Genomic DNA, 21,385 nt, shown 5'->3' with positions numbered 1-21,385 from the left:
AGAGACATGGAGACCGAGACATTGGACTACATCATTGATGACTTGGATATTGCCATTGTTGGCATGGCGGGACGATTTCCAGGAGCCGCAACGCTGGAAGACTTCTGGCGCAACCTCCGTGATGGTGTAGAGTCCATTTCCTGGCTCACCGATGAGGAATTGATAGCTGCCGGAGTCGCACCTGATACGTTCAACCATCCTCACTATGTTAAAGCCGCCTCCAGACTTGAAAAGATTGAATGGTTTGATGCCACCTTCTTCGGGATTTCACCCCGTGAAGCCGAAATTATGGACCCCCAGCATCGCCTCTTTTTAGAGTGCGCCTGGGAAGCATTGGAAGGAGCAGGATACGTACCGCAGGGGGCCATTGGTGTTTATGCGGGCGCAAACATGAACAGTTACTTGATCAACCTGTATTCCAATCAAGACTTAATTGCGGCACTGGGTGAACAAATTACATTCGGCAATAGCAAGGATTTCTTGCCAACGCGCATTTCTTACAAGTTCAATTTGAAAGGTCCCAGTCTAAATATTCAAACCGCCTGCTCGACCTCATTGGTAGCAGTGCATGTGGCATGTCAAAGTTTGCTCAATTATGAGTGTGATATGGCATTGGCAGGGGGGGTGTCGATCAAAATGCCCCAGAATCAGGGCTACCCATATCGAGCCGATGATATTTTCTCCCCAGATGGTCACTGCCGTACCTTTGATGCCAAGGCTCAGGGAACGATTTTTGGCAGCGGCATCGGGATTGTGGTGTTGAAGCGGTTAAAAGAGGCAATGGCCGATCGCGATCCGATTCATGCCGTGATTAAAGGGTCTGCTATCAACAATGATGGCTCACTCAAAGTCAGCTATACCGCTCCCAGTGTGGAAGGGCAGGCGGAAGTGATTGTCGAAGCTTTATCGGCATCGGGCGTATCACCAGACACGATTAGTTATGTTGAAGCCCACGGAACGGGAACGGCATTAGGCGACCCTATTGAAATTCAAGCGTTGACTAAAGCTTTTCGGACTGGAACAACTAATACTGGATTTTGCGCCATTGGCTCCGTTAAAAGCAATGTGGGGCATCTGGTTTCGGCATCTGGCATTGCAGGATTAATTAAAACGGTTCTAGCGCTGAAGCACCGACAAATTCCGCCCAGTCTCCACTTTGAGCAACCGAATCCCCAAATTGACTTTACCAACAGTCCGTTTTATGTCAACACTAAGCTGACGGACTGGCACTCCACTACGCCACGATGGGCGGGGGTGAGTTCTTTTGGCATGGGTGGCACCAACGCCCATATCATTCTCCAGGAAGCGCCGCCGATGGCCCCATCACAGCCATCATTGCGTCCCTGGCAACTTTTATTACTCTCTGCCAAAACCGAATCGGCATTAGACACAGCCACTAAAAACTTAGCCATTTGCCTTCAGCACCATTCAGAGCTGAACCTGGCGGATGTTGCCTATACACTGCACGTCGGTCGCAAATCCTTCGACTATCGCCGTATGGTCGTTTGTCGCGATCGCCTAGATGCGGTGCAGGTTCTTTCTACTCCCTATCCTCAGCGAGTTTTGACTCAGTATCACTCCGATCGGCAACCTGGACAAAAGGCGATCGCTTTTTTGTTTCCTGGGCAGGGGGCGCAGTACGTCAACATGGGGCGCGAGTTATACGACACAGAACCCACGTTTCGGCAGCAGGTAGATCAGTGCTGCCAGCTCCTCAAACCTGAACTAGGCTTTGACTTACGAGACATTCTCTATCCCAACAATGATCTACCATCAACGTTGCTGAGCGAAACCCGCTACGCCCAACCTGCTCTTTTTGTGGTGGAGTATGCGCTGGCACGACTGTGGATGAGTTGGGGCGTACAACCCAAAGCCCTCATTGGGCATAGCCTGGGGGAATATGTCGCGGCAACGTTAGCAGGCGTTTTCTCTCTGGAAGATGCACTGACGCTCATCGCGATTCGCGGCAAGCTGATGCAGCAACTTCCGGCGGGGGCAATGCTGTCGGTGCAGGGAACCATTGCGGAAGTACAGCCTCTGCTCAATCAGGATGTGGCGATCGCCAGTCACAACAGCCCCTCTCACTGCGTCATTTCGGGAAAGCCATCAGCAATCGATCAACTTCAGCGAACGCTGACACAGCAAGGTTTTCACTGTCGGCAATTGGAAGTTAGTCATGCTTTTCACTCTCCGTTGGTTGAATCTATTCTGATACCCTTTGCGGACGCTCTACAAACGGTGCCGTTGAAAGCACCTCAACTCCCCTTTATTTCTAACGTTAGTGGTACCTGGATGACTGATGCTGACGCAACTGATCCGCATTACTGGGTGCGGCATTTGCGCCAAACAGTACGGTTTAGTGACGGGATTCGTGAATTACTCCGTCAGCCGACTCATATCTTGCTGGAAGTGGGGCCAGGACAAACCTTAAGTACCTTTGTCAGGCAGCATTCTGTTGGGGAGTCTGTTGTGTTTGCTTCCCTGCGCCATCCCCAAGAGGCCCAATCTGATAGTGCGATGCTGCTGCACACGGTGGGACAGCTTTGGTTATCTGGAGTAGCGATCAACTGGACTGAATTTCATGCCCATGAGCAACGGTGGCGATCGCCCCTCCCCACCTATCCGTTTGAACGACAGCGATACTGGATTGAACGAACGTCGTCTCTAACGCAGGACTCCGCTCAACCTGCATTAACCCAGAAAGCCAACATCGCAGACTGGTTTTATCTCCCTATTTGGAAGCAGTCTGTTCTCCCAAAAGTGCAACCGCAACCGTCTCCAACTTCATCTTCACCGATCTTGATGTTTGTGGATGAGTGGGGGCTTGGAACTCCGTTGGCAAACCGTTTGCAGCAAGAAGGCTATCCAGTGACGATCGCCCAACTTGGCAATACGTTTGCGCGGATCAATGACAGAACCTATACGCTTGATCCCGCCCAATCCGATCATTACGATCAGCTCATTCGGGATTTGGTGGCGGGCGATCGCTTGCCCCACAGCATAATTCACTGCTGGGCAGTAGACGCACCAGAGCAACCCGATCTCAATCCTGAAGCCATCGATCGCAGCCAAACCAATGGGTTCTACAGCCTACTGTTTCTGGCACAGGCATTGGGCAAACACAGTTTCGATCATGCTCTCGACATTACGGTTATTTCCAGCTATATGCAGCGGGTGATTGGATCAGATAGTCTCTGTCCGGAGAAGGCGACCTCGTTGGGTTGCGTTCGGGTAATGGAGCAGGAATATCCCAATTTCAACTGCCGTACGATTGACATCACGATGCCTGAACCTGGAAGTCAGTCGTTTCAGGCATTAATCGATGCACTGGTGGCAGAACTGCAAGCACAATCAAGCGATCGCTTCATTGCCTATCGTGGTTCGCAACGGTGGATTCAAACCTTTGAGCCATTTCCACTGACCGAAATTCAGGCTGTTCCACCACTCAAAGAGCAGGGCGTTTATTTAATCACAGGTGGATTGGGAGGCATTGGACTGGCATTCGCTGAATACTTAGCTACCACCGTGCAGGCTCGACTCGTTTTAATCGGACGTTCGGCCTTTCCAGATAAAGCAAACTGGTCGCAGTGGTTGTTGACACATGAATCACAGGATGAAATCAGTCAAAAAATTCGATTGCTGCAACAACTGGAGGCTTCAGGGGCAGACTGTTTGGTGATTCGTGCAGATGTAACCCATCCGGTTCAGATGCAGGAGGCGATCGCCCAGTCCCTTGCACACTTTGGGACAATTCACGGTGTCATTCATGCCGCTGGAACTCCTGGTGGCGGACTCATCCAGGGCAAAACACGAGATGTCACTGAACGGATTTTATCCCCCAAAGTGAACGGTACGGTCATTCTCAGTAACGTCTGTCGAGATCTGCCGCTAGACTTCTTTGTGCTTTGCTCCTCCCTGAATGCCATCATCGGCGGCGTTGGGCAAGTGGATTACTGTGCCGCCAATGCTTTTCTCGATGCCTTTGCTTACTACAAGTCTGATCAGGATGGGACATTGACGCTATCCATCAACTGGGATACCTGGAAAGAGGTGGGTATGGCGGCTCGGCTCAACGGGCGATCGCGCGCGCTGTCTCCTGCTTCTGTCCTGTCCGGTCGAGCCATTGATCATCCATTACTGGACACCTGCATTAGTGAAGATTTAAATCAAGCTATCTATGTCACTCAGTTGACCGTTCAAAACCATTGGGTGCTGAGTGAACATCGCATTCAGGGAACGGCAGTGTTAGTGGGGACAGCTTACTTAGAAATGGCACGAGCCGCTGTGGCAGATTACTGTCACTTCGAAGGGGCAATTGCTCTTCAGAATGTCTACTTCCTCAGTCCGCTTCGCGTCAATGATACTGAGAACAAGCAGGTTCAACTACAGTTACAGCGACGAGGAACGGAGATTGACTTTGTGGTTAAAAGTCAATCTGGTGTTGATCCAACTCAATGGCAGGATCATGCAAAAGGAACGGCTGTTTGTTTAACCGATGCCCCATCTGCTGCCCACTCCATTTCAGCCATTGCCGACCAGTGTAGTCAGCAAACGCTAATCGTGTCCCACCAATCGGATGCGTCTGAACCTCGACTGGCTGAGTTTGGCCCTCGCTGGACGAATCTAAAGCAGATTAACGCAGGGCCGCATCAGGCATTAGCCACGTTAGAGTTACCCGAACGCTTCGCTGACGACTTGAACGCCTATACCCTGCATCCTGCCCTGCTAGATTTAGCTACGGGCTTTATGCGGCGGTTGTATGGAGGAGTATATTTGCCATTTTCTTACAAGCAACTAACCGTTCAACGATCGCTTCCTCGCCGCATTTACAGCCATATTCGGGCGTTGGCCAGTCAGGATGCTTACACGGAAACCCTGACCTTTAACGTCCAAATTCTAGATGAGCAGGGCAATGAATTAGTCACGGTGGATGAGTTCACTATGCGGAAGGTGAAGGGTGAGCGCCTGGGAGATGCCATCCCCTCCAGTGCATCTTCTAATGGAGTAGTGCCGTCTCTGGAACATGAAGCCCCCCAAGACGCGATCGCCCAGCGGGGGATGACATCCCAGGAAGGCATTGAAGTCTTTCGGCGCGTGTTGCAAGGGGTTGCTCCGCAAGTGTTGATTTCAACTCGCGACTTACCCACCGTCATTGCGAAAAAGCGGTCTGCTCATTGGTCGCAGCCTCCTTCCGCCCATGACGTGAAACCTACCTATGCGCGGCCACCCATCGCAACGGCCTATGTTGCGCCTCAAACGGGGATTGAACAAACGATTGCAGACATCTGGCAGACGTATTTAGGCATTACGGCCATTGGCATTCACGATCACTTTTTTGAACTGGGTGGTGACTCGCTACTAGCAACTCAGGTGATTTCTGCGATGCGGCAAGCCTTTCAGGTAGATTTACCCCTGCATAGCGTCTTTGAAACGCCCACCGTTGCCCAACAGTCTCACCATGTTCAACAGTTACAGGCACAGGCACAGTTCGAAGCACCCGTTACGCCCATTCAAAAGCGCGATCGCACTCCGAGTGATCCATCCCTACTCGTGAAGATTGATCAACTGTCAGAACAGGAGTTGGACACGTTACTAAACGAACTACTTGCGAAGGAGGTGAACTCATGAGCGATCGCCCAATCCACGCTACACCTCGTTCGCTAGCAGAAAAGCGCCAGCTTCTCGCCGAACTATTGCAACGGAAGGCTGAGCAACCTACAACGGTGCCGCTGTCCTTTGCTCAGCAACGGTTATGGTTTCTTGATCAGTTGGAACCGGGTAGTGCCGCCTATAACATTGCCTTTCAGATTCGCCTGACTGGAACACTTCAGGTCAAGACACTGATTCGCGCGTTGAATGAAACGGTTCATCGCCAGGAGGCACTTCGTACTGCCTTTAATACCGTGCAAGGACAGCCCCTTCAGGTCATTGTGCCGTCACTCGCGTTGAGCGTGCCATTCGTGGACTTGCAAGAGTTACCAACTCTGCAACAGTCCCCGGAAGTTGCCCGACTGGCAACAGCAGATGCACAACGTCCCTTCGACTTAACCCATGCTCCGCTGTTGCGCGTTACGTTAGTTCAGCTATCAGCCAGGGAACATGTGTTACTGCTCACGATGCACCACATCATTTCTGATGGCTGGTCGATGAAAGTTTTGTTTCAGGAACTAACGGCACTTTATCGGGCTTTCTCTGCAAGACAACCTTCTCCACTTCTGCCATTGGCAATTCAGTATTCAGACTTCTCGGTTTGGCAACGACAGCACCTTCAAGGAGACATTCTTGAGCAACAGTTGATCTACTGGCGATCGCAACTCCAGGGTTCACTTCCCGTTCTGCAATTAGCCGTTGCCTCTCCCCGTCCAGCAGGACAAAGCACTCAAGGTGCAGTCTATTATTTTTCACTGTCCAATGACCTGACGCAAGCCCTGAAAGCCTTTAGCCAACGGGAAAATGTCACTCTATTTATGACGCTACTCGCGGCGTTTAAGGTGCTTTTGTACCGTTATAGTGGGCAGCCCGATATCTTGATTGGTTCACCGATCGCCAATCGCAACCGAGCTGAAATTGAAGGAATTATTGGTTTTTTCGTCAATACATTAGTCTTACGCACTAATCTCTCCGGTGATCCCACCTTTCGAGAACTGCTGCAACGGGTGCGGAAAGTGGCTCTCGGTGCCTACGCGCATCAAGATTTGCCGTTTGAACGACTGGTGGATGAACTGCAACCCCAGCGCAGTTTAAACCACAATCCACTGTTTCAAATCATGTTTGTGCTACACAATGCCCCCCACAAAACGGTGCAGCTACCGGAACTCACGTTTGATGTGCAGGAGCGTGACAAAGGCACGACCAACTTTGATTTATCCCTTGCCCTGTCAGAAACACCGCACGGGTTGATCGGACAACTGGAATACAGTACAGATTTGTTTGCGGCGGCGGCGATGCATCGTATGATGGAGCATTTTCAACAGGTGCTGAAGGGGATTGTTGCTCAACCAGATCAGACTCTCTCCACATTATCGTTGCTGACTGAATTAGAGCGGCAGCAGTTGATGGATTGGAATCAAGCTCCGACATCACCTATTCAAAATCAATCTCTCCATCATCTGTTTGAAACCCAAGTGGCGCGATCGCCCGATGCCACAGCCGTTGTGTTTCACGATCAGCACATGACCTATCGAGAACTAGATCATTGTGCCAATCAATTGGCTCACTACTTGCGATCCCTTGGCGTCACTTCAGAGACGCGAGTGGGGATCTATTTATCTCCCTGTCTCGATCTGGTGATTGGACTGCTGGCTATTTTAAAAGCTGGAGGCGCTTTCCTGCCACTGGATCTAACGCATCCGCCTGAAAGGCTGGCCTACATTTTGGGGGATGCTCAAGTCTCTTTCCTCATTACCCATCGCACGGCACAGCAACAGTTACCCGCCTGTTGCGCGACGGTTGTTTGTCTGGATCAGGAGAGAGGGGCGATCGCTCAGCACAGCCAGTCCGCCCCAGAGGATTGGGGATATGCTCAAAACCTGGCTTATTTAATCTATACCTCTGGCTCAACGGGTCATCCCAAAGGAGTGATGATTCAGCATGATGCGTTAGTCAACTACATTGAGGCAGCGGTTGAACAGTACGAGTTAACATCGGGCGATCGCTTTCTCCAATTTGCGTCTATTGGCTTTGATGTGGCGGCGGAAGAAATCTTTGCGACTCTCATTCAAGGGGCTACTCTCGTCCTGCGAAGCGACGATCAGGTGAGTTCAACCCAGACCTTTTTACACCAGTGTCAGATGCAGGCACTGACAGTACTCTGCTTACCCACAGCACTGTGGCATCAGACAGTCATTGATTTGACAAACGAAGCCTTGTCGCTTCCAGACTCAATTCGCCTGGTGGTTACGGGGGGCGAACGGGCGCTGCCTGAACGTCTTGCCATGTGGCAGCAGCAGGTCAGCCAACAGATTCGCTTGATGAATAGTTATGGTCCGACAGAAACGACCATTGCGGCAACTGTCTGTGATCTGGCAGGCTCTGACTCAATTCTGACTGTTGAACGTGAAGTGCCGATTGGACGACCCCTCCAGAACCTGCAAACCTATGTGCTAGATGCCCAACTCCAACCGATGCCCGTTGGTCTTCCAGGAGAGTTGTACATTGGCGGAATTGGAGTAGCACGAGGGTATTTCAATCGTCCAGATTTAACCGCCGAACGGTTTGTACCTGATCCCTACAGTAGTGAACCAGGAGCGCGATTGTACAAAACCGGAGATTTAGTCAGGTATCGCAATGACGGTCATCTTGAATGTTTAGGTCGCATTGATCATCAGGTCAAAATTCGCGGATTTCGCATTGAACTAGGTGAGATTGAAACAGTACTCAGGCAGCATATCGTTGTGCGAGACACTGTGGTAGTTACCCGTCAAGATTTGTCTGACTCGCACCGACTGGTCGCTTATGTCGTTCTGCATTCGCAGGACAGTGTTACTACAGATACTAGTTCTACAACTGTGTCGGCTTTGCGAGAGTTTGTGCGAGAGAAGCTCCCTGCTTATATGATGCCCGCTGCATTCGTGGTTCTAGATGAATTGCCTTTAACACCCAATGGCAAGGTCGATCGCGTTGGATTGGCTCAGCAAGATCTCCCGGTAGTTGCGTCTCCTGAGTCAACGGCTTCAGAGGATGTTCCCCGCACAGCAATTGAAGCTCAACTGGCTCGCATTTGGGCAGATGTTTTGCAATTGCCCCAGGTTGGTATTCATGACAACTTCTTTGAACTGGGAGGAGACTCCATTCTCAGTATTCAAATTATTTCTAAAGCCAATCAAGTAGGGCTACAATTCACGCCCAAGCAGCTTTTTCAACACCAAACGATCGCCGAATTGGCGACGGTTGTGACGGCTCAATTGCTACCCACGCAGTCCGAGGAGGCAATGGGTTCCGAGGAGACTGTGGGTTCCGAGGAGACTGTGGGTACAGTGCCGCTGACTCCAATTCAGCACTGGTTCCTGACTCAACCAGAGCCTGATATCCATCACTTCAATCAAGCGGTCATGCTAGAGGCTCAGATGCAGCTCAATCCTGCTTGGCTGGAGCAGTCTATTCAGCATCTTCTGTACTATCACGATGCGCTGCGCTTGCGGTTTAGGGTAACTTCGCAAGAATGGCACCAGACTATTGCCCCACCGGATACTGTTGTACCGCTTATTCAAATTGACCTTGCTAATGTAGCGATCGCCAGCCAGCCAGCCATCATTGAAGCACAGGTTGCTCAATTGCAGGCAAGTTTAGATCTAATGGCTGGCCCACTCCTGCGGGTTGCTCTGTTTCAGGGTGGGGCGTGCGATCGCCTCCTGGTTGTCATCCATCATCTGGCAGTGGATGGGGTATCCTGGCGAATTCTCCTAGAGGACTTGCAAACGATCTATGACCAGATCAGCCGGGGAGCAACGGTACAACTTCCGGCTAAGACTACGTCCTTTAAGCGATGGTCAGAACACCTTCAGATTTACGCTCAGTCCAACACTGTGCAGCAAGAGTCGGACTATTGGTTATCAGCGTACCAGCAGGGAATGCCGTTGCCTGTAGATTATCCCGATGGAATGAACACGGTAGCGTCAGCCCAAACCGTAACCGTGAAATTGAGCGAATCCGACACCAAAGCACTGCTTCAGGACATTCCGAAAACCTATCACACGCAAATCAATGATGTTTTACTGACAGGTGTCGTTCAAACCCTGACCGCCTGGAGTAACGCGCGATCGCTCTGGATTGACTTAGAGGGACACGGACGCGAAGACCTGTTTGACAGCGTTAATGTATCTCGTACAGTTGGCTGGTTTACCACAGTCTTTCCAGTTGGCCTGGGCATCAAAGACACAGCCGATCCAGAGGAAGTACTTCAATCTATTAAAGAGCAGTTACGTCAGATTCCCAATCGCGGCATTGGTTATGGTCTATTGCGATATCTCCGGGATGACGAGACGGTAAAGGAGCAGTTGCGATCGCTCCCCCAACCTGAGGTGATATTTAACTATTTGGGACAGTTTGATCAAACCTTTGCAGAGTCATCATTGTTCAAACCCTCACAAGAGTCGATTGGGCTGATGCAAAGTCCGCAAAGGCGGCGAAGTCACTTGTTGGAAATCAATGGGGCGATCGTGCATGGACAGCTACGCCTGAGTTGGACTTACAGTGAAGCGATGTATCACCGCCAAACCATCGAAACTCTGGCGCAAAACTGCCTGGATTCTCTACGGACACTCATTATTCACTGCCAGCGATCAAGAGATAGAGGATTGACCCCATCGGATTTTCCATTAACCCAACTGAGCCAAACGGATCTCACTCAAGCTCTGGGTCAGGTGACGTTTTACGGGAGAGCGACCTCATGAGCTTAGACAGTATTTTGAACAATGTTGAAGACATTTACCCTCTCTCTCCGATGCAGCAGGGGATGCTGTTTCACAGCCTCTACGCGCCAGAGTCTGGAGTGTATGTTGAACAAACTAGCTTTGATTTGCAGGGGTCGCTCAATCGAGACGCATTGGTGGCCGCATGGAAACAGCTCATGGTGTGGCATACGGTTTTGCGAACAGCGTTTGTCTGGGAAAAGCTAGAACACCCAATTCAGATTGTAGGACGACAGGTAGAACTTCCCTGGCAAGAACTTAACTGGACAGGGTTCTCGCCAATGGAGCAACAGGAAAAGCTAGAGCAACTTCTCCAAACTGATGCTCAGCAAGGGTTTGATCTCACTCAAGCACCGTTAATGCGGTTAACGCTCATCCATAAGGCTGAGTCTGCTTATCAATTGATTTGGAGCCATCACCATCTGTTACTGGATGGGTGGTCTGTTCAACTGGTGTTTCAAGATTTGCTAACGGCCTATGCATCGGTTTGTCGGGGCACACCACTGGAGCGCGATCGCCCCCCCTACCGCAACTCTCCCTATCGCAACTATATTGCCTGGTTACAACAGCAAGATCTCTCTCAGGCAAAAGCCTTCTGGCAAAGAACGCTAAAAGGATTGACGGCCTCAATTTCTCTCGGCATCGATCGCAAGCCTCAGGCGTTACAGCAACCAACTCAAACCTATGCCCAGCAGCAAATTCACGTATCAAGTGCTATCACAGTAGCGCTGAAATCTCTGGCACACCAACATCGATTAACGCTCAATACACTCATACAAGGAGTTTGGGCCTGGTTATTGAGCTACTACAGTGGTGAAACAGATGTGGTCTTTGGCGCAACGGTTTCCGGGCGACCCCCAACACTACCCCATGCGGATGCAATGGTTGGTCTGTTTATTAATACCCTGCCTGTTCGTGTTCAGGTTGCGCCAGATAGCGATTTACTATCCTGGCTTCAACAGCTTCAGCATCAACAGGTTGAAGCGCGGCAGTACGACTATACGCCACTCATGGATATTCAACGTTGGAGTAACGCAAAGCGGGGAGTCCCCCTCTTTGACACGTTGTTAGTGTTTGAAAACTATCCTATGAACGCGTCACAATCCCAAGATTCTAGGGATTTGAATATTCGTAAAGTAGATTCTATTGAAACAACAAACTATCCCCTCACGGTCATGGCGGGCGTAGACCCAGACCTGTGGTTGCGGATTGTTTACGAGGAACAACGGTTTGAAGCAGCAGCGATCGCCCGTCTACTTACCCATCTCCAAACCCTCCTGGAAACCATTGCTGCAAACCCCCAGCAGCGTTTATCAGAACTATCGTGTTTAACGGCAACAGAACGACAAACCTTACTGCTGGAGTGGAATCAAACCCAGGTGGACTTTCAATATCACGGTATCCACCAACGGATTGAAGCCCAGGTTGAGAAGACACCAGAGGCGATCGCCCTCACCTTCAATGACCAACACCTCACCTATCGGGAACTCAACGCCCGTGCCAATCAATTAGCCCACTACTTGCAAACGCTGGGTATCACACCAGACGACTGTGTGGGGCTTTGCTTAGAGCGTTCTCTGGAAATGGTCGTCGGATTACTGGCCGTTCTGAAAGCGGGCGCTGCCTATGTGCCTTTCGATCCCAGCTATCCGTCCGAGCGTCTCGCTTTTATGCTGCGGGATACCCAGGTTCCCATTCTCCTCACCCAGTCTCACCTCATCGAAACCCTACCCGATAGCACCGCCACAATCCTTTGTCTCGATCGCGACGGGTGGGCGATCGCCTCCTCTCCCGCCACCAATCCCGTCAGCGCTGTTGCCCCAGACCATTTGGCCTACGTCATTTACACCTCTGGCTCCACCGGGCAGCCCAAGGGTGCCATGAATACCCACCGGGGGCTGAGTAATCGTCTCCAGTGGATGCAGCAAGCGTATGGGTTGGATGAGGGCGATCGCGTGCTGCAAAAAACACCCTTCAGTTTTGATGTCTCGGTGTGGGAATTTTTCTGGCCGTTGATGACAGGCGCACGATTAGTTGTGGCTCAACCCGGTGGGCATCAAGACAGTGCGTATCTGGTCAGGCTAATTAACCAGGAACAAATCACTACCCTTCACTTTGTGCCATCCATGTTACAGGCATTTCTAGAGGAACCTGACCTGGATCGCTGCCCGTCTCTGCGTCGCGTCATTTGTAGCGGCGAAGCCTTACCTGTGGCACTGCAAGAGCGCTTCTTTGCTCGACTGTCGGCAGAGCTGCACAACCTCTACGGCCCCACTGAAGCCGCTATTGATGTCACGGCATGGCAGTGTGATCCGCAGAGCGATTTGACCACCGTACCAATGGGACACCCCATTGCCAATACGCAAATTTATTTACTGGATAAAACGGGTAATCCAGTTCCCATAGGCGTTCCTGGTGAACTTCACATTGGCGGTGTTGGACTGGCGCGAGGGTATTGGCAGCGACCAGGTTTGACGGCAGAGAAGTTCGTTCCTAATCCGTTTTGGACAACAGATAGTCATTCAGACGTTCAATCTTCGAGACTTTACAAAACCGGCGATCTTGCTCGCTATCTCCCGGATGGCACGATTGAATTTTTAGGACGCATGGATCATCAAGTGAAGCTACGCGGCTTCCGGATTGAACTGGGAGAGGTGGAAGCCGTTCTGGAGCAGTATCCGGGTATTCGGCAAGCAGTTGTCACCCTGCAAAGTACATCCCAGGGCGATCGCCTGGTTGCCTACCTGATAAACAATCAACATCCGAAACCAACGGATCAAGATTTGCGAGCATTCCTGAGTCAAACGCTGCCTGCCTACATGGTTCCACCAGTATTCCTCTGGCTAGAGGCACTGCCGTTAACACCGAATGGCAAAATCGATCGCAAGGCATTACCGATTCCGGAGCGATTGCCATCCCGTACAACTCACGTTATCCCTCCGCAAACCGTCACTGAAAATCAACTCGCCGCTATCTGGCAAGACCTATTAGAGGTGGAAAGTCTTAGCGTCGATCACAACTTTTTTGAATTGGGCGGGCATTCGCTGCTGGCGTTGCGGCTGGTTTCGCGGGTGCGAGATATCTTCAGGCTGGAACTGCCGCTCCGGATTGTATTTGACTATCCCACCCTGACCACACTGGCAGAGCAAATTGAGCGGCTGCACCAAATCCAAAAACTGCACATACCTGCTTTCGTGGCAGAAAGCTATTCGTCTGGAGAGGGGCTGTATCAACGTGAGGAGATTGAACTATGACATCACTGGATCAACTATTGACTGATTTAGTCACGCTCAAGATTCAGATTTGGGCAGAGGGCGATCGCCTCCGTTGCAGTGCGCCCACAGGTACGCTAACGCCTGAACTCCAGTCCCGGTTGCAAACCCACAAAGCGGACATTCTGGCTCTGTTGCAACAATCCTATGCAAGGTCGCCCATGCCGGACTCGATTCAACCTGTGGCGCGATCGCAACCCATTCCACTATCCTTTGCCCAACAGCGACTCTGGTTTTTTGACCAGCTTCAACCGGGCAGTGCCGCTTACACCATTGCCTTTGCTGTGCGCCTAACGGGATTGCTTCAGGTGCCTATTCTGTCCCAGGCATTGACAGAAATTGTGTGCCGTCACGAAACGCTACGGACAACCTTTGCCACGGTTCAGGGGGAACCTGCCCAGGTGATTGCCAATCCGTCTGCGGTTTCAGTGCCCCTCGTGGATATCCAGGGACTGCCTTCCAGCCAACAAAATCAGGAGGTTTCCCGACTAGTTGCCAACCTGGCAGAACAGCCGTTTCACCTGGCAACAGGGCCACTGTTTCGAGTTCTGCTCCTGCGTCTCAATGACACCCATCATGTGGTGGCGTTAACCCTGCATCACAGCATCGCGGATGGCTGGTCTACCGACGTATTAATGCGGGAGTTTGCCACGCTATATGAGGCTTTTTTAACGGGCAGTCCGTCCCCACTTCCTCCTCTTCCGATTCAATATGCCGACTTTGCCATCTGGCAGCGGCAACGGCTTCAGGGTAATGGGTTAGAACAGCAGCGGGCTTATTGGCAACAACAATTGGCCGGGTCACTTCCAGCCCTGCAACTACCGAGCGATCGCCCCCGTCCTGCGGTGCAAACTTTTCGCGGGGCAACGCAGTCGTTTGCGGTGTCACAAGAGCTGACGAACTCACTAAAACACCTGAGCCAGCAGGAAAACGCTACTCTCTTTATGCTATTACTGGCCGCCTTCAAAACCTTACTCTGGCGGTACACCGGACAGGACGATGTTTTAGTCGGTTCCCCCATTGTCAATCGTCCCCGCTCGGAACTGGAGAATTTAATTGGCTTCTTTGTCAATACGCTGGTGCTGCGTACGGATCTCTCCGGTAATCCCAGGTTTCGGAGTCTTTTACAACGGGTGCGGGATGTAACGCTGGGCGCTTATGCCCATCAAGATCTGCCATTTGAACAGGTCGTAGAGATGCTGACCTCTGAGCGCAGTCTCAGCTACCATCCTTTGTTTCAGGTAATGTTTGTGCTGCAAGCTCCCGCACAACCGTTTACGCTTCAGGAACTCACGCTCAGTCCGATTCCTTACAAAACCCACACCACCAAGTTTGACCTGACTCTATCGCTCACCGAAACGGAGATGGGGCTGAAGGGCAACGTGGAATACAGTACGGATTTATTTAATGCCGATACGATTGTCCGCCTCATCCATCACTTTCAACTCCTGCTGGCAGGCATTGTTCAGCATCCAGATCAACCCCTTTCGGATCTGCCACTTTTAAGTGCCCAGGAACAGCGTCAACGCTTAGTGGAATGGAACCTGAGTGCCGCCAACTATCCTGTGGGGCACTGCTGGCATGAGTTAGTAGAAGCCCAGGTAGAGCGATCGCCCAATGCCGTTGCCGTGGTTTGGCAAGATGAACACCTGACCTATGCAGAACTGAATCGCCGCAGTAACCAGCTAGCGCACTATTTGGTTCAGTTGGGCGTGAAACCAGACGTTCGCGTCGGTATTTGCGTGGAGCGATCGCCTGCTCAAATCATTGCTTTGTTAGGTGTTTTAAAGGCGGGTGGGGCGTATGTTCCCCTCGATCCAACCTATCCTCAAGATCGGCTGGCGTTCATGCTCTCAGATGCCCATGTGTCCGTATTACTAACGCAAGAGTCCCTATTAACAGAATGGCTCCCGGTGCAAGCAGCGATCGTGTGTCTGGATCGGGATTGGTCTACCATTGCTCAAGCCCCTGATTACAATCCGACGAGTGGTGTTAGCACAGAAAACTTAGCCTATCTCATTTACACCTCTGGCTCGACGGGAACACCCAAGGGAGTACTCGTTCCCCATGCCGGACTCGGTAACTTAACCACGGACAAAATTCGCACCTGCAACGTGGAGGCCACCAGTCGTGTCCTGCAATTCTTTTCGTTGAGTTTCGATGCCTCCATTCCCGAAATTGTCATGGCATTGGGAGCGGGAGCCACCCTCTGCTTAGGCACATCAGCGTCGTTGCAGCCCGGAGCGGCACTGGTTAACCTGCTGCGGGAGCAGTCTATTACCCACATGACGCTAACGCCATCGGCCCTGGCCGCATTGCCGTTTGAAGCACTACCCGCACTGCAAATGATTCTGGTGGGTGGCGAAGCCTGTGCCCCGGAACTGATTACACAATGGTCGAAGGGCAGACTCTTTATTAACGCCTATGGCCCCACGGAAGTTACAGTCAATGCCAGTATGCAGCCCTGTGGCAACGGTCATTCCCTATTGCCAACCGTTCGTCCCAGTGCCAACAAGCAACTCTATGTGTTAGATCAACACCTGCAACTCGTTCCTGTGGGTGTTCCAGGTGAACTGTACATTGGCGGCATGGGGTTAGCCCGTGGCTATCTCAACCATCCCATCAAAACCGCTGAATCGTTTATTCCCAATCCATTTAGCGACATTCCCAGCAGTCGGCTCTACAGGACGGGAGATTTGGTGCGTACTCTTCCCAATGGCAGTATCGAATTTCTCGGTCGGGTTGATCATCAGGTCAAAATTCGCGGATTTCGCATTGAACCGGGAGAAATCGAAGCTGTGCTGAATCAGCATCCCAGCATTGTGACCAGTGTGGTGATGGCACGGGAAGACAATCCCGGAGCCAAACGGTTGGTGGCCTATGTGGTGCCTGACTCCAACGTGAATTTCACCACCAGTGAACTGCGACGGTTTTTGAGAACGCAGTTACCGGATTACATGGTACCTGCCGCTTTTGTGCCACTGGAAACATTACCGCTATCTCCCAATGGCAAGGTCGATCGTAAGGCGTTGCCCAGTCCAGACACAGCCCGTCCCGATCTCGACACTCAATGGGTGGCACCGCGCACGGCTGTCGAAGCTCGGCTAGCTGATCTGTGGAGCCATATTCTCAAGGTGGAGCAAGTCGGAACTAACGATAACTTCTTTGAATTGGGCGGGCACTCCTTGCTGATCGTGCAGCTTTTAACGCGCATTCGAGAAACATTCCAGGTGGATCTGCCGTTGCAAGTGTTGTTTGCTGAACCCACGATCGCTGGTCTGGCGGAACAAATTGAACAGGCACGTCAAGGCAACCCACTGTTGCAACCGTCACCTCTCACCCTTGATCTCAATGCCGACATTGTTCTCGATGCCAGCATTAGTCCAGCCCATGCCATGCGTTTGTCTCAGTCGGAACCCAGGCATGTTTTACTCACTGGAGCAACAGGATTTTTGGGCGTGTTTTTGCTGCATGAGTTGCTGCAACAATCATCAGCAATTATTTACTGTCTAGTCCGAGCAACGAACGTTGAATCGGGTCAGCAGAAACTGGACAAAGCCTTGAATGCCTATGGGTTAGAGGGCGATCGCCATTCATCCAGAATTATTCCTATCATTGGCGATTTGTCTCAGCCACGTTTAGGACTCTCGACGGCGCAGTTCAACGCTTTAGCCGATCAGATCGACGTCATCTATCACAACGGCGCAACCGTTAATCATACGGCTCCTTATGCGTCACTCAAAGCGGCGAACGTATTCGGCACTCAAGAAGTACTGCGGTTAGCCTGTCAGTCTCGCGTGAAGCCCGTTCACTTCATTTCAACCATTAGCGTCTTTTCATCAGCGGATATCGGGTCGGATACAAACGGCTCAACCTTAATTGACGAGTGGAGTGACTTGGGCGATCGCCCCCCTGCCGATGGCTATACCCAAAGTAAATGGGTTGCCGAAAAGCTGGTTGCCATTGCGCGCGATCGCGGTTTACCTGTCTCTATTTATCGTCCAGGACGTATCTCAGGACATAGCCAAACGGGAGTGTTTAACCCCAATGACTTCTTGTACAAACTGATCATGGGCTGCATTCAGCTTGGTAGTGCGCCAGTCGGTGACATGAGATTGGATATCTTACCTGTCGATTACGTCAGCAAGGCCATCATTCACCTGTCTCGACAACCTGAGTCATGCAACAACGCTTTTCATTTGATTCATCTAAATCCCGTATCCTCTCAACTACTCCTTGATCAAATTCGTTCCGTTGGATTTTTAATTGAACAACTGCCGTATGAGCAGTGGCGATCGCACCTATTACAGATTGCTGAGCGATCGCCCGATCATCCACTTTATCCCCTCATTCCGTTGTTTCCTGCAAGAACTGCTGAATCCTCTGCGTCCTCCAGCCTATCCATTAGTTGCCAAATCACCTGGAATGCATTAGCAAAAGAGTCTATTCCCTGTCCGCCAATTGATGCCGCGTTATTTGCAACCTATCTCTCATACCTGACTCACAAGGGCTACTTAACAGGCGCTTCCCTTGATGTTTGTAGGGTGTGTTAGCGATCGCATAACGCAGCAAAACCTCTGTGAACGGTGTTCTACAGCTACGCCTAACAGTACTCTGCATCTGTCCATTTCGTTTAGCCGCAAGGAGAAGTAATCATGTCCATAGATACGCCCACCCAATCTGAACAGCGATTTACTGCCTACGATCCGTGGGCATGGCTGTACAATCAGTCGCTTGGCCCCCGGTACTGTCACGATAAACTTCCCATCCTGGAGCAGTTACTTCTCCCCCAGTTAAAGGCAGGAGCACAGATTCTAGACCTTTGTTGCGGCACTGGGCAAATCACACAACAGTTGAGCGGCAAAGGCTATGGAATGACGGGGTTAGATGGCTCTGAAGAGATGTTGCACTACGCACGGCACAATGCTCCCAATGCGCAATTTATTCTGGCGGATGCACGGCATTTCCAACGACTCACTCCGGTTGATGCCGCTTTTTCCGTGAGTGCTTCACTCAATCACATTCTGAGTCTGGCTGAACTCAAACAAGTTTTCAAAAATGTATATGCGACCCTGCATCAAGATGGCATCTTTCTATTTGATTTGCGCCTCCAGGGAGATTATCGCAATCATCCTTTAACCGGCGGTGAAGTCCAGGATGAGTACGCCTGGGCAGTGGGCGAAAGTTACGATTCAATCAATGGAATTGGTTCTTTTAAAATCACCATCTTTTATCAAGTTGATCAGTCCTGGCAGCGGTCAGATTTAACCTACTATGCCAAGGACTACGCCTGGACTGATGTTCAGGCGGCTTTAGAAGCAACAGGATTTCGAGACGTTCAGGTGTATGACCAAAGGGGTCATTTAATGACTCCCGATAATCACCAAATGGTCTACTTCTTGAGCCGCAAGTAGCGGCATTTATTGCACAAATCTTAGTAGCATTTCTCACTCAAATAAGGTAGGGGTGCATGGAGCGGTGTCCCGTATCGGTGGATACCCCCCGCCCCCCTTCCACAAATGGAATTCGCTGTATTACAGACATAAAACAACCCATGACCCAATCTGCCCCTGTTACCCAGCAACAACATCTAGCTGCCTTCGTTGAGCGATATACCACTCGAACTAAAACATCAAAACAAATTGCCCAAACGTATCGTTCAGTCCTTGCCGACCCCCGCAATACGTTAGGTTTCTTTCCGCCACTGAAGGAACTATGCTATCCCATTGTCGGAGAACGGTCGTCGGGTTCCCGAATCTGGGATGTGGATGGGAATGAGTACATTGATGTGATGATGGGATTTGGAGTGAACTTATTAGGGCACAATCCTCCCTGTATTCGAGCAGCATTACAAGAACAACTGGAAAAGGGGATTCAACTTGGTCCCCAGGCAGAATTAGCGGGGGAAGTAGCCGCGTTAATTCATGAACTCACAGGCATGGAGCGAGTCGCCATTAGCAATACGGGTACGGAAGCGGTAATGACCGCCATTCGTGTTGCTCGAGCCGTGACAGAACGTCCTAAAATTGCTGTGTTTGCAGGTTCTTATCATGGTCACTTTGATGGTACGTTAGTAAACGTAGAAAGTGCAAAAGGCTATCCCTTTGCAGCGGCGATCGCCCCCGGTATTTTGCCGAAGTTCATTGAAGATGTGCTGGTGCTAGAGTATGGCAGTCCACACGCTTTAGATATCATCAATGACCATGCACATGAACTGGCGGCTGTTTTAGTAGAACCCATTCAAAGCAGTCGTCTTGAGTTGCAGCCACGTCAGTTCTTGCATCAGCTCAGACAATTAACGGCTACTGCCAACATTGCGCTGATCTTTGATGAAATGGTGACAGGCTTCCGGATTCACCAGGGAGGCGCTCAGGCATGGTTTGGCGTGGAAGCCGATTTGGCAACCTATGGCAAGATTGTCGGAGGTGGGCTTCCAATTGGCATTATTGCGGGCAAAGCGGCGTACCTGGATAAATTAGATGGTGGGATGTGGCAATATGGTGATGCTTCAGCTCCCCACGTTGAAACCACTTTCTTTGCGGGAACTCACTGTAAACATCCTCTGGCTATGGCAGCCGCTAAGGCCATGCTGGAGCATCTCAAGCAGCAAGGACCAGAACTCCAGGAACGGCTCAATCAGCGCATGGCTCACTTTGTTGATCAGTTAAATACTGAACTGGCTACAGAAGGAGTGCCCATTCAGATGGTCAGTAGCGGCTCCATGTTTGGAACACCGGGAGGCGGTGTAACAGTAGGCGATCGCCCTGCTCCCACTGCCAATGCTGCCGCCATTGGCATGAGTTTGCTCTCGTATCACTTGCGCGATCGCGGTATTTTACTGCGGGGCAATGGTGGTTTTCTATCAACGGCTCACACTGATGAAGACCTTTCTACAATTCTCGAAGCCGTCAAAGACAGTATTCGAGAACTACGGTACGGTGGCTTTTTACCTGCTAAAAAATAAGCCTCAGAAAACAGTTAAGGAGGAATGTAATGGCAGAAATGGGGAAATACTGCAAAGCTTATTCGGTTAAGCAGTTTCGTGAGTTTAGCCAGTGGCATGAAAAAACCGAAAATGCCCGTCTTGAGCAGCAAGACGTAGATGGAAATCGGGTGGACGTGAAGCGATCGCTCACCGACGAAGACTTTCTCTACCTTCAGGAAAACTACGTCGTGACTGATGGTATTTTCAAAGACGAAAACATCATTTTTGATCAGATCACACCAGAGTGGAAAGCTTTTTGCCACACCCTTCTAGGCTTTGAAGTTCCGGTGTATGAAGCGGCTACACCCAACTCATAACATACGTTTGATCATTCACTATTAGTGACGGAAACCTTATCATGAATGAACTGGTGCAACGGTTATCTCAAGGAAATCATCCGGTCGAAGTGGAATTACGTCCCCAAAAAACAGTCTCAGCCTTCAAAGCCTGTCTTGAACGGGGAAATGTCCATGTTCGCTTTACCCAAACGCAAGGCGGCACAGAACTCGGCGTGCGGCTGGATCATCATGCCTGTGATTGGAGTCAAATCAATGGCGATCGCCCAGTTGGCTCTGTTCATCTTGTCGGAGAACTCACCCTCAATTACGTACGAGTTCGATGCATAGCGGATATTGATCTGGAAACGTTAGCGGGTACTGGACACCTGGAACCAATTGCGGAAGTAGCTCAGGCAACGGCGGCTTCTTGATCTCAACTCA

At 50.9% G+C, this 21,385-nt stretch carries 8 protein-coding genes; all 8 read left to right on the top strand.

Annotated elements, in window-relative coordinates:
* Window positions 1-6: 6 nt before the first annotated feature.
* The 8 genes from IQ268_RS08170 (at window position 7) to IQ268_RS08135 (ending at window position 21,375) form a co-directional block, all read left to right on the top strand.
* Window positions 7-5,628: a type I polyketide synthase gene (locus tag IQ268_RS08170; protein ID WP_193877320.1), complete on the top strand. Its 5,622-nt coding sequence runs from the start codon at window positions 7-9 to the stop codon at window positions 5,626-5,628.
* The gene (locus IQ268_RS08165; RefSeq protein WP_193877318.1) at window positions 5,625-10,391 is read left to right on the top strand and encodes a non-ribosomal peptide synthetase; all 4,767 of its coding nucleotides are present in this window, start codon (window positions 5,625-5,627) and stop codon (window positions 10,389-10,391) included. Before IQ268_RS08170 ends, IQ268_RS08165 begins: the two co-directional genes overlap by 4 nt.
* Complete coding sequence (locus IQ268_RS08160; RefSeq protein WP_193877316.1) at window positions 10,388-13,663, top strand: non-ribosomal peptide synthetase; 3,276 nt, start codon at window positions 10,388-10,390, stop codon at window positions 13,661-13,663. The genes IQ268_RS08165 and IQ268_RS08160 overlap by 4 nt, the downstream gene beginning before the upstream one ends.
* Window positions 13,660-18,234 (top strand): non-ribosomal peptide synthetase, encoded by a 4,575-nt coding sequence (locus IQ268_RS08155; protein ID WP_193877314.1) that lies wholly within the window; start codon window positions 13,660-13,662, stop codon window positions 18,232-18,234. Before IQ268_RS08160 ends, IQ268_RS08155 begins: the two co-directional genes overlap by 4 nt.
* A 102-nt stretch (window positions 18,235-18,336) precedes the next feature.
* Window positions 18,337-19,095, top strand: coding sequence for a trans-aconitate 2-methyltransferase (locus IQ268_RS08150; RefSeq protein WP_193877312.1), 759 nt, complete (start codon window positions 18,337-18,339; stop codon window positions 19,093-19,095).
* 140 nt (window positions 19,096-19,235) lie between these two features.
* On the top strand, window positions 19,236-20,645 hold the full coding sequence (locus IQ268_RS08145) for an aspartate aminotransferase family protein (RefSeq protein WP_193877310.1): 1,410 nt from the start codon (window positions 19,236-19,238) through the stop codon (window positions 20,643-20,645).
* A 29-nt stretch (window positions 20,646-20,674) separates the two neighbouring features.
* Entirely contained in the window at window positions 20,675-20,983 is a 309-nt protein-coding gene (locus IQ268_RS08140; protein ID WP_193877308.1) for a hypothetical protein, read from the top strand.
* Window positions 20,984-21,024: 41 nt separating this feature from the next.
* Window positions 21,025-21,375 carry an MbtH domain protein gene (locus tag IQ268_RS08135; RefSeq protein WP_193877306.1) on the top strand — a complete coding sequence of 117 codons (351 nt, stop codon included), beginning with the start codon at window positions 21,025-21,027 and terminating at the stop codon, window positions 21,373-21,375.
* The last annotated feature ends 10 nt before the right edge of the window (window positions 21,376-21,385 follow it).

The organism is Oculatella sp. LEGE 06141, from assembly GCF_015207605.1.
Lineage (GTDB): Bacteria > Cyanobacteriota > Cyanobacteriia > Elainellales > Elainellaceae > Oculatella.
Note: the sequence above shows the minus strand (reverse complement) of the source record. Positions and strands in the feature narration are given on the sequence as shown.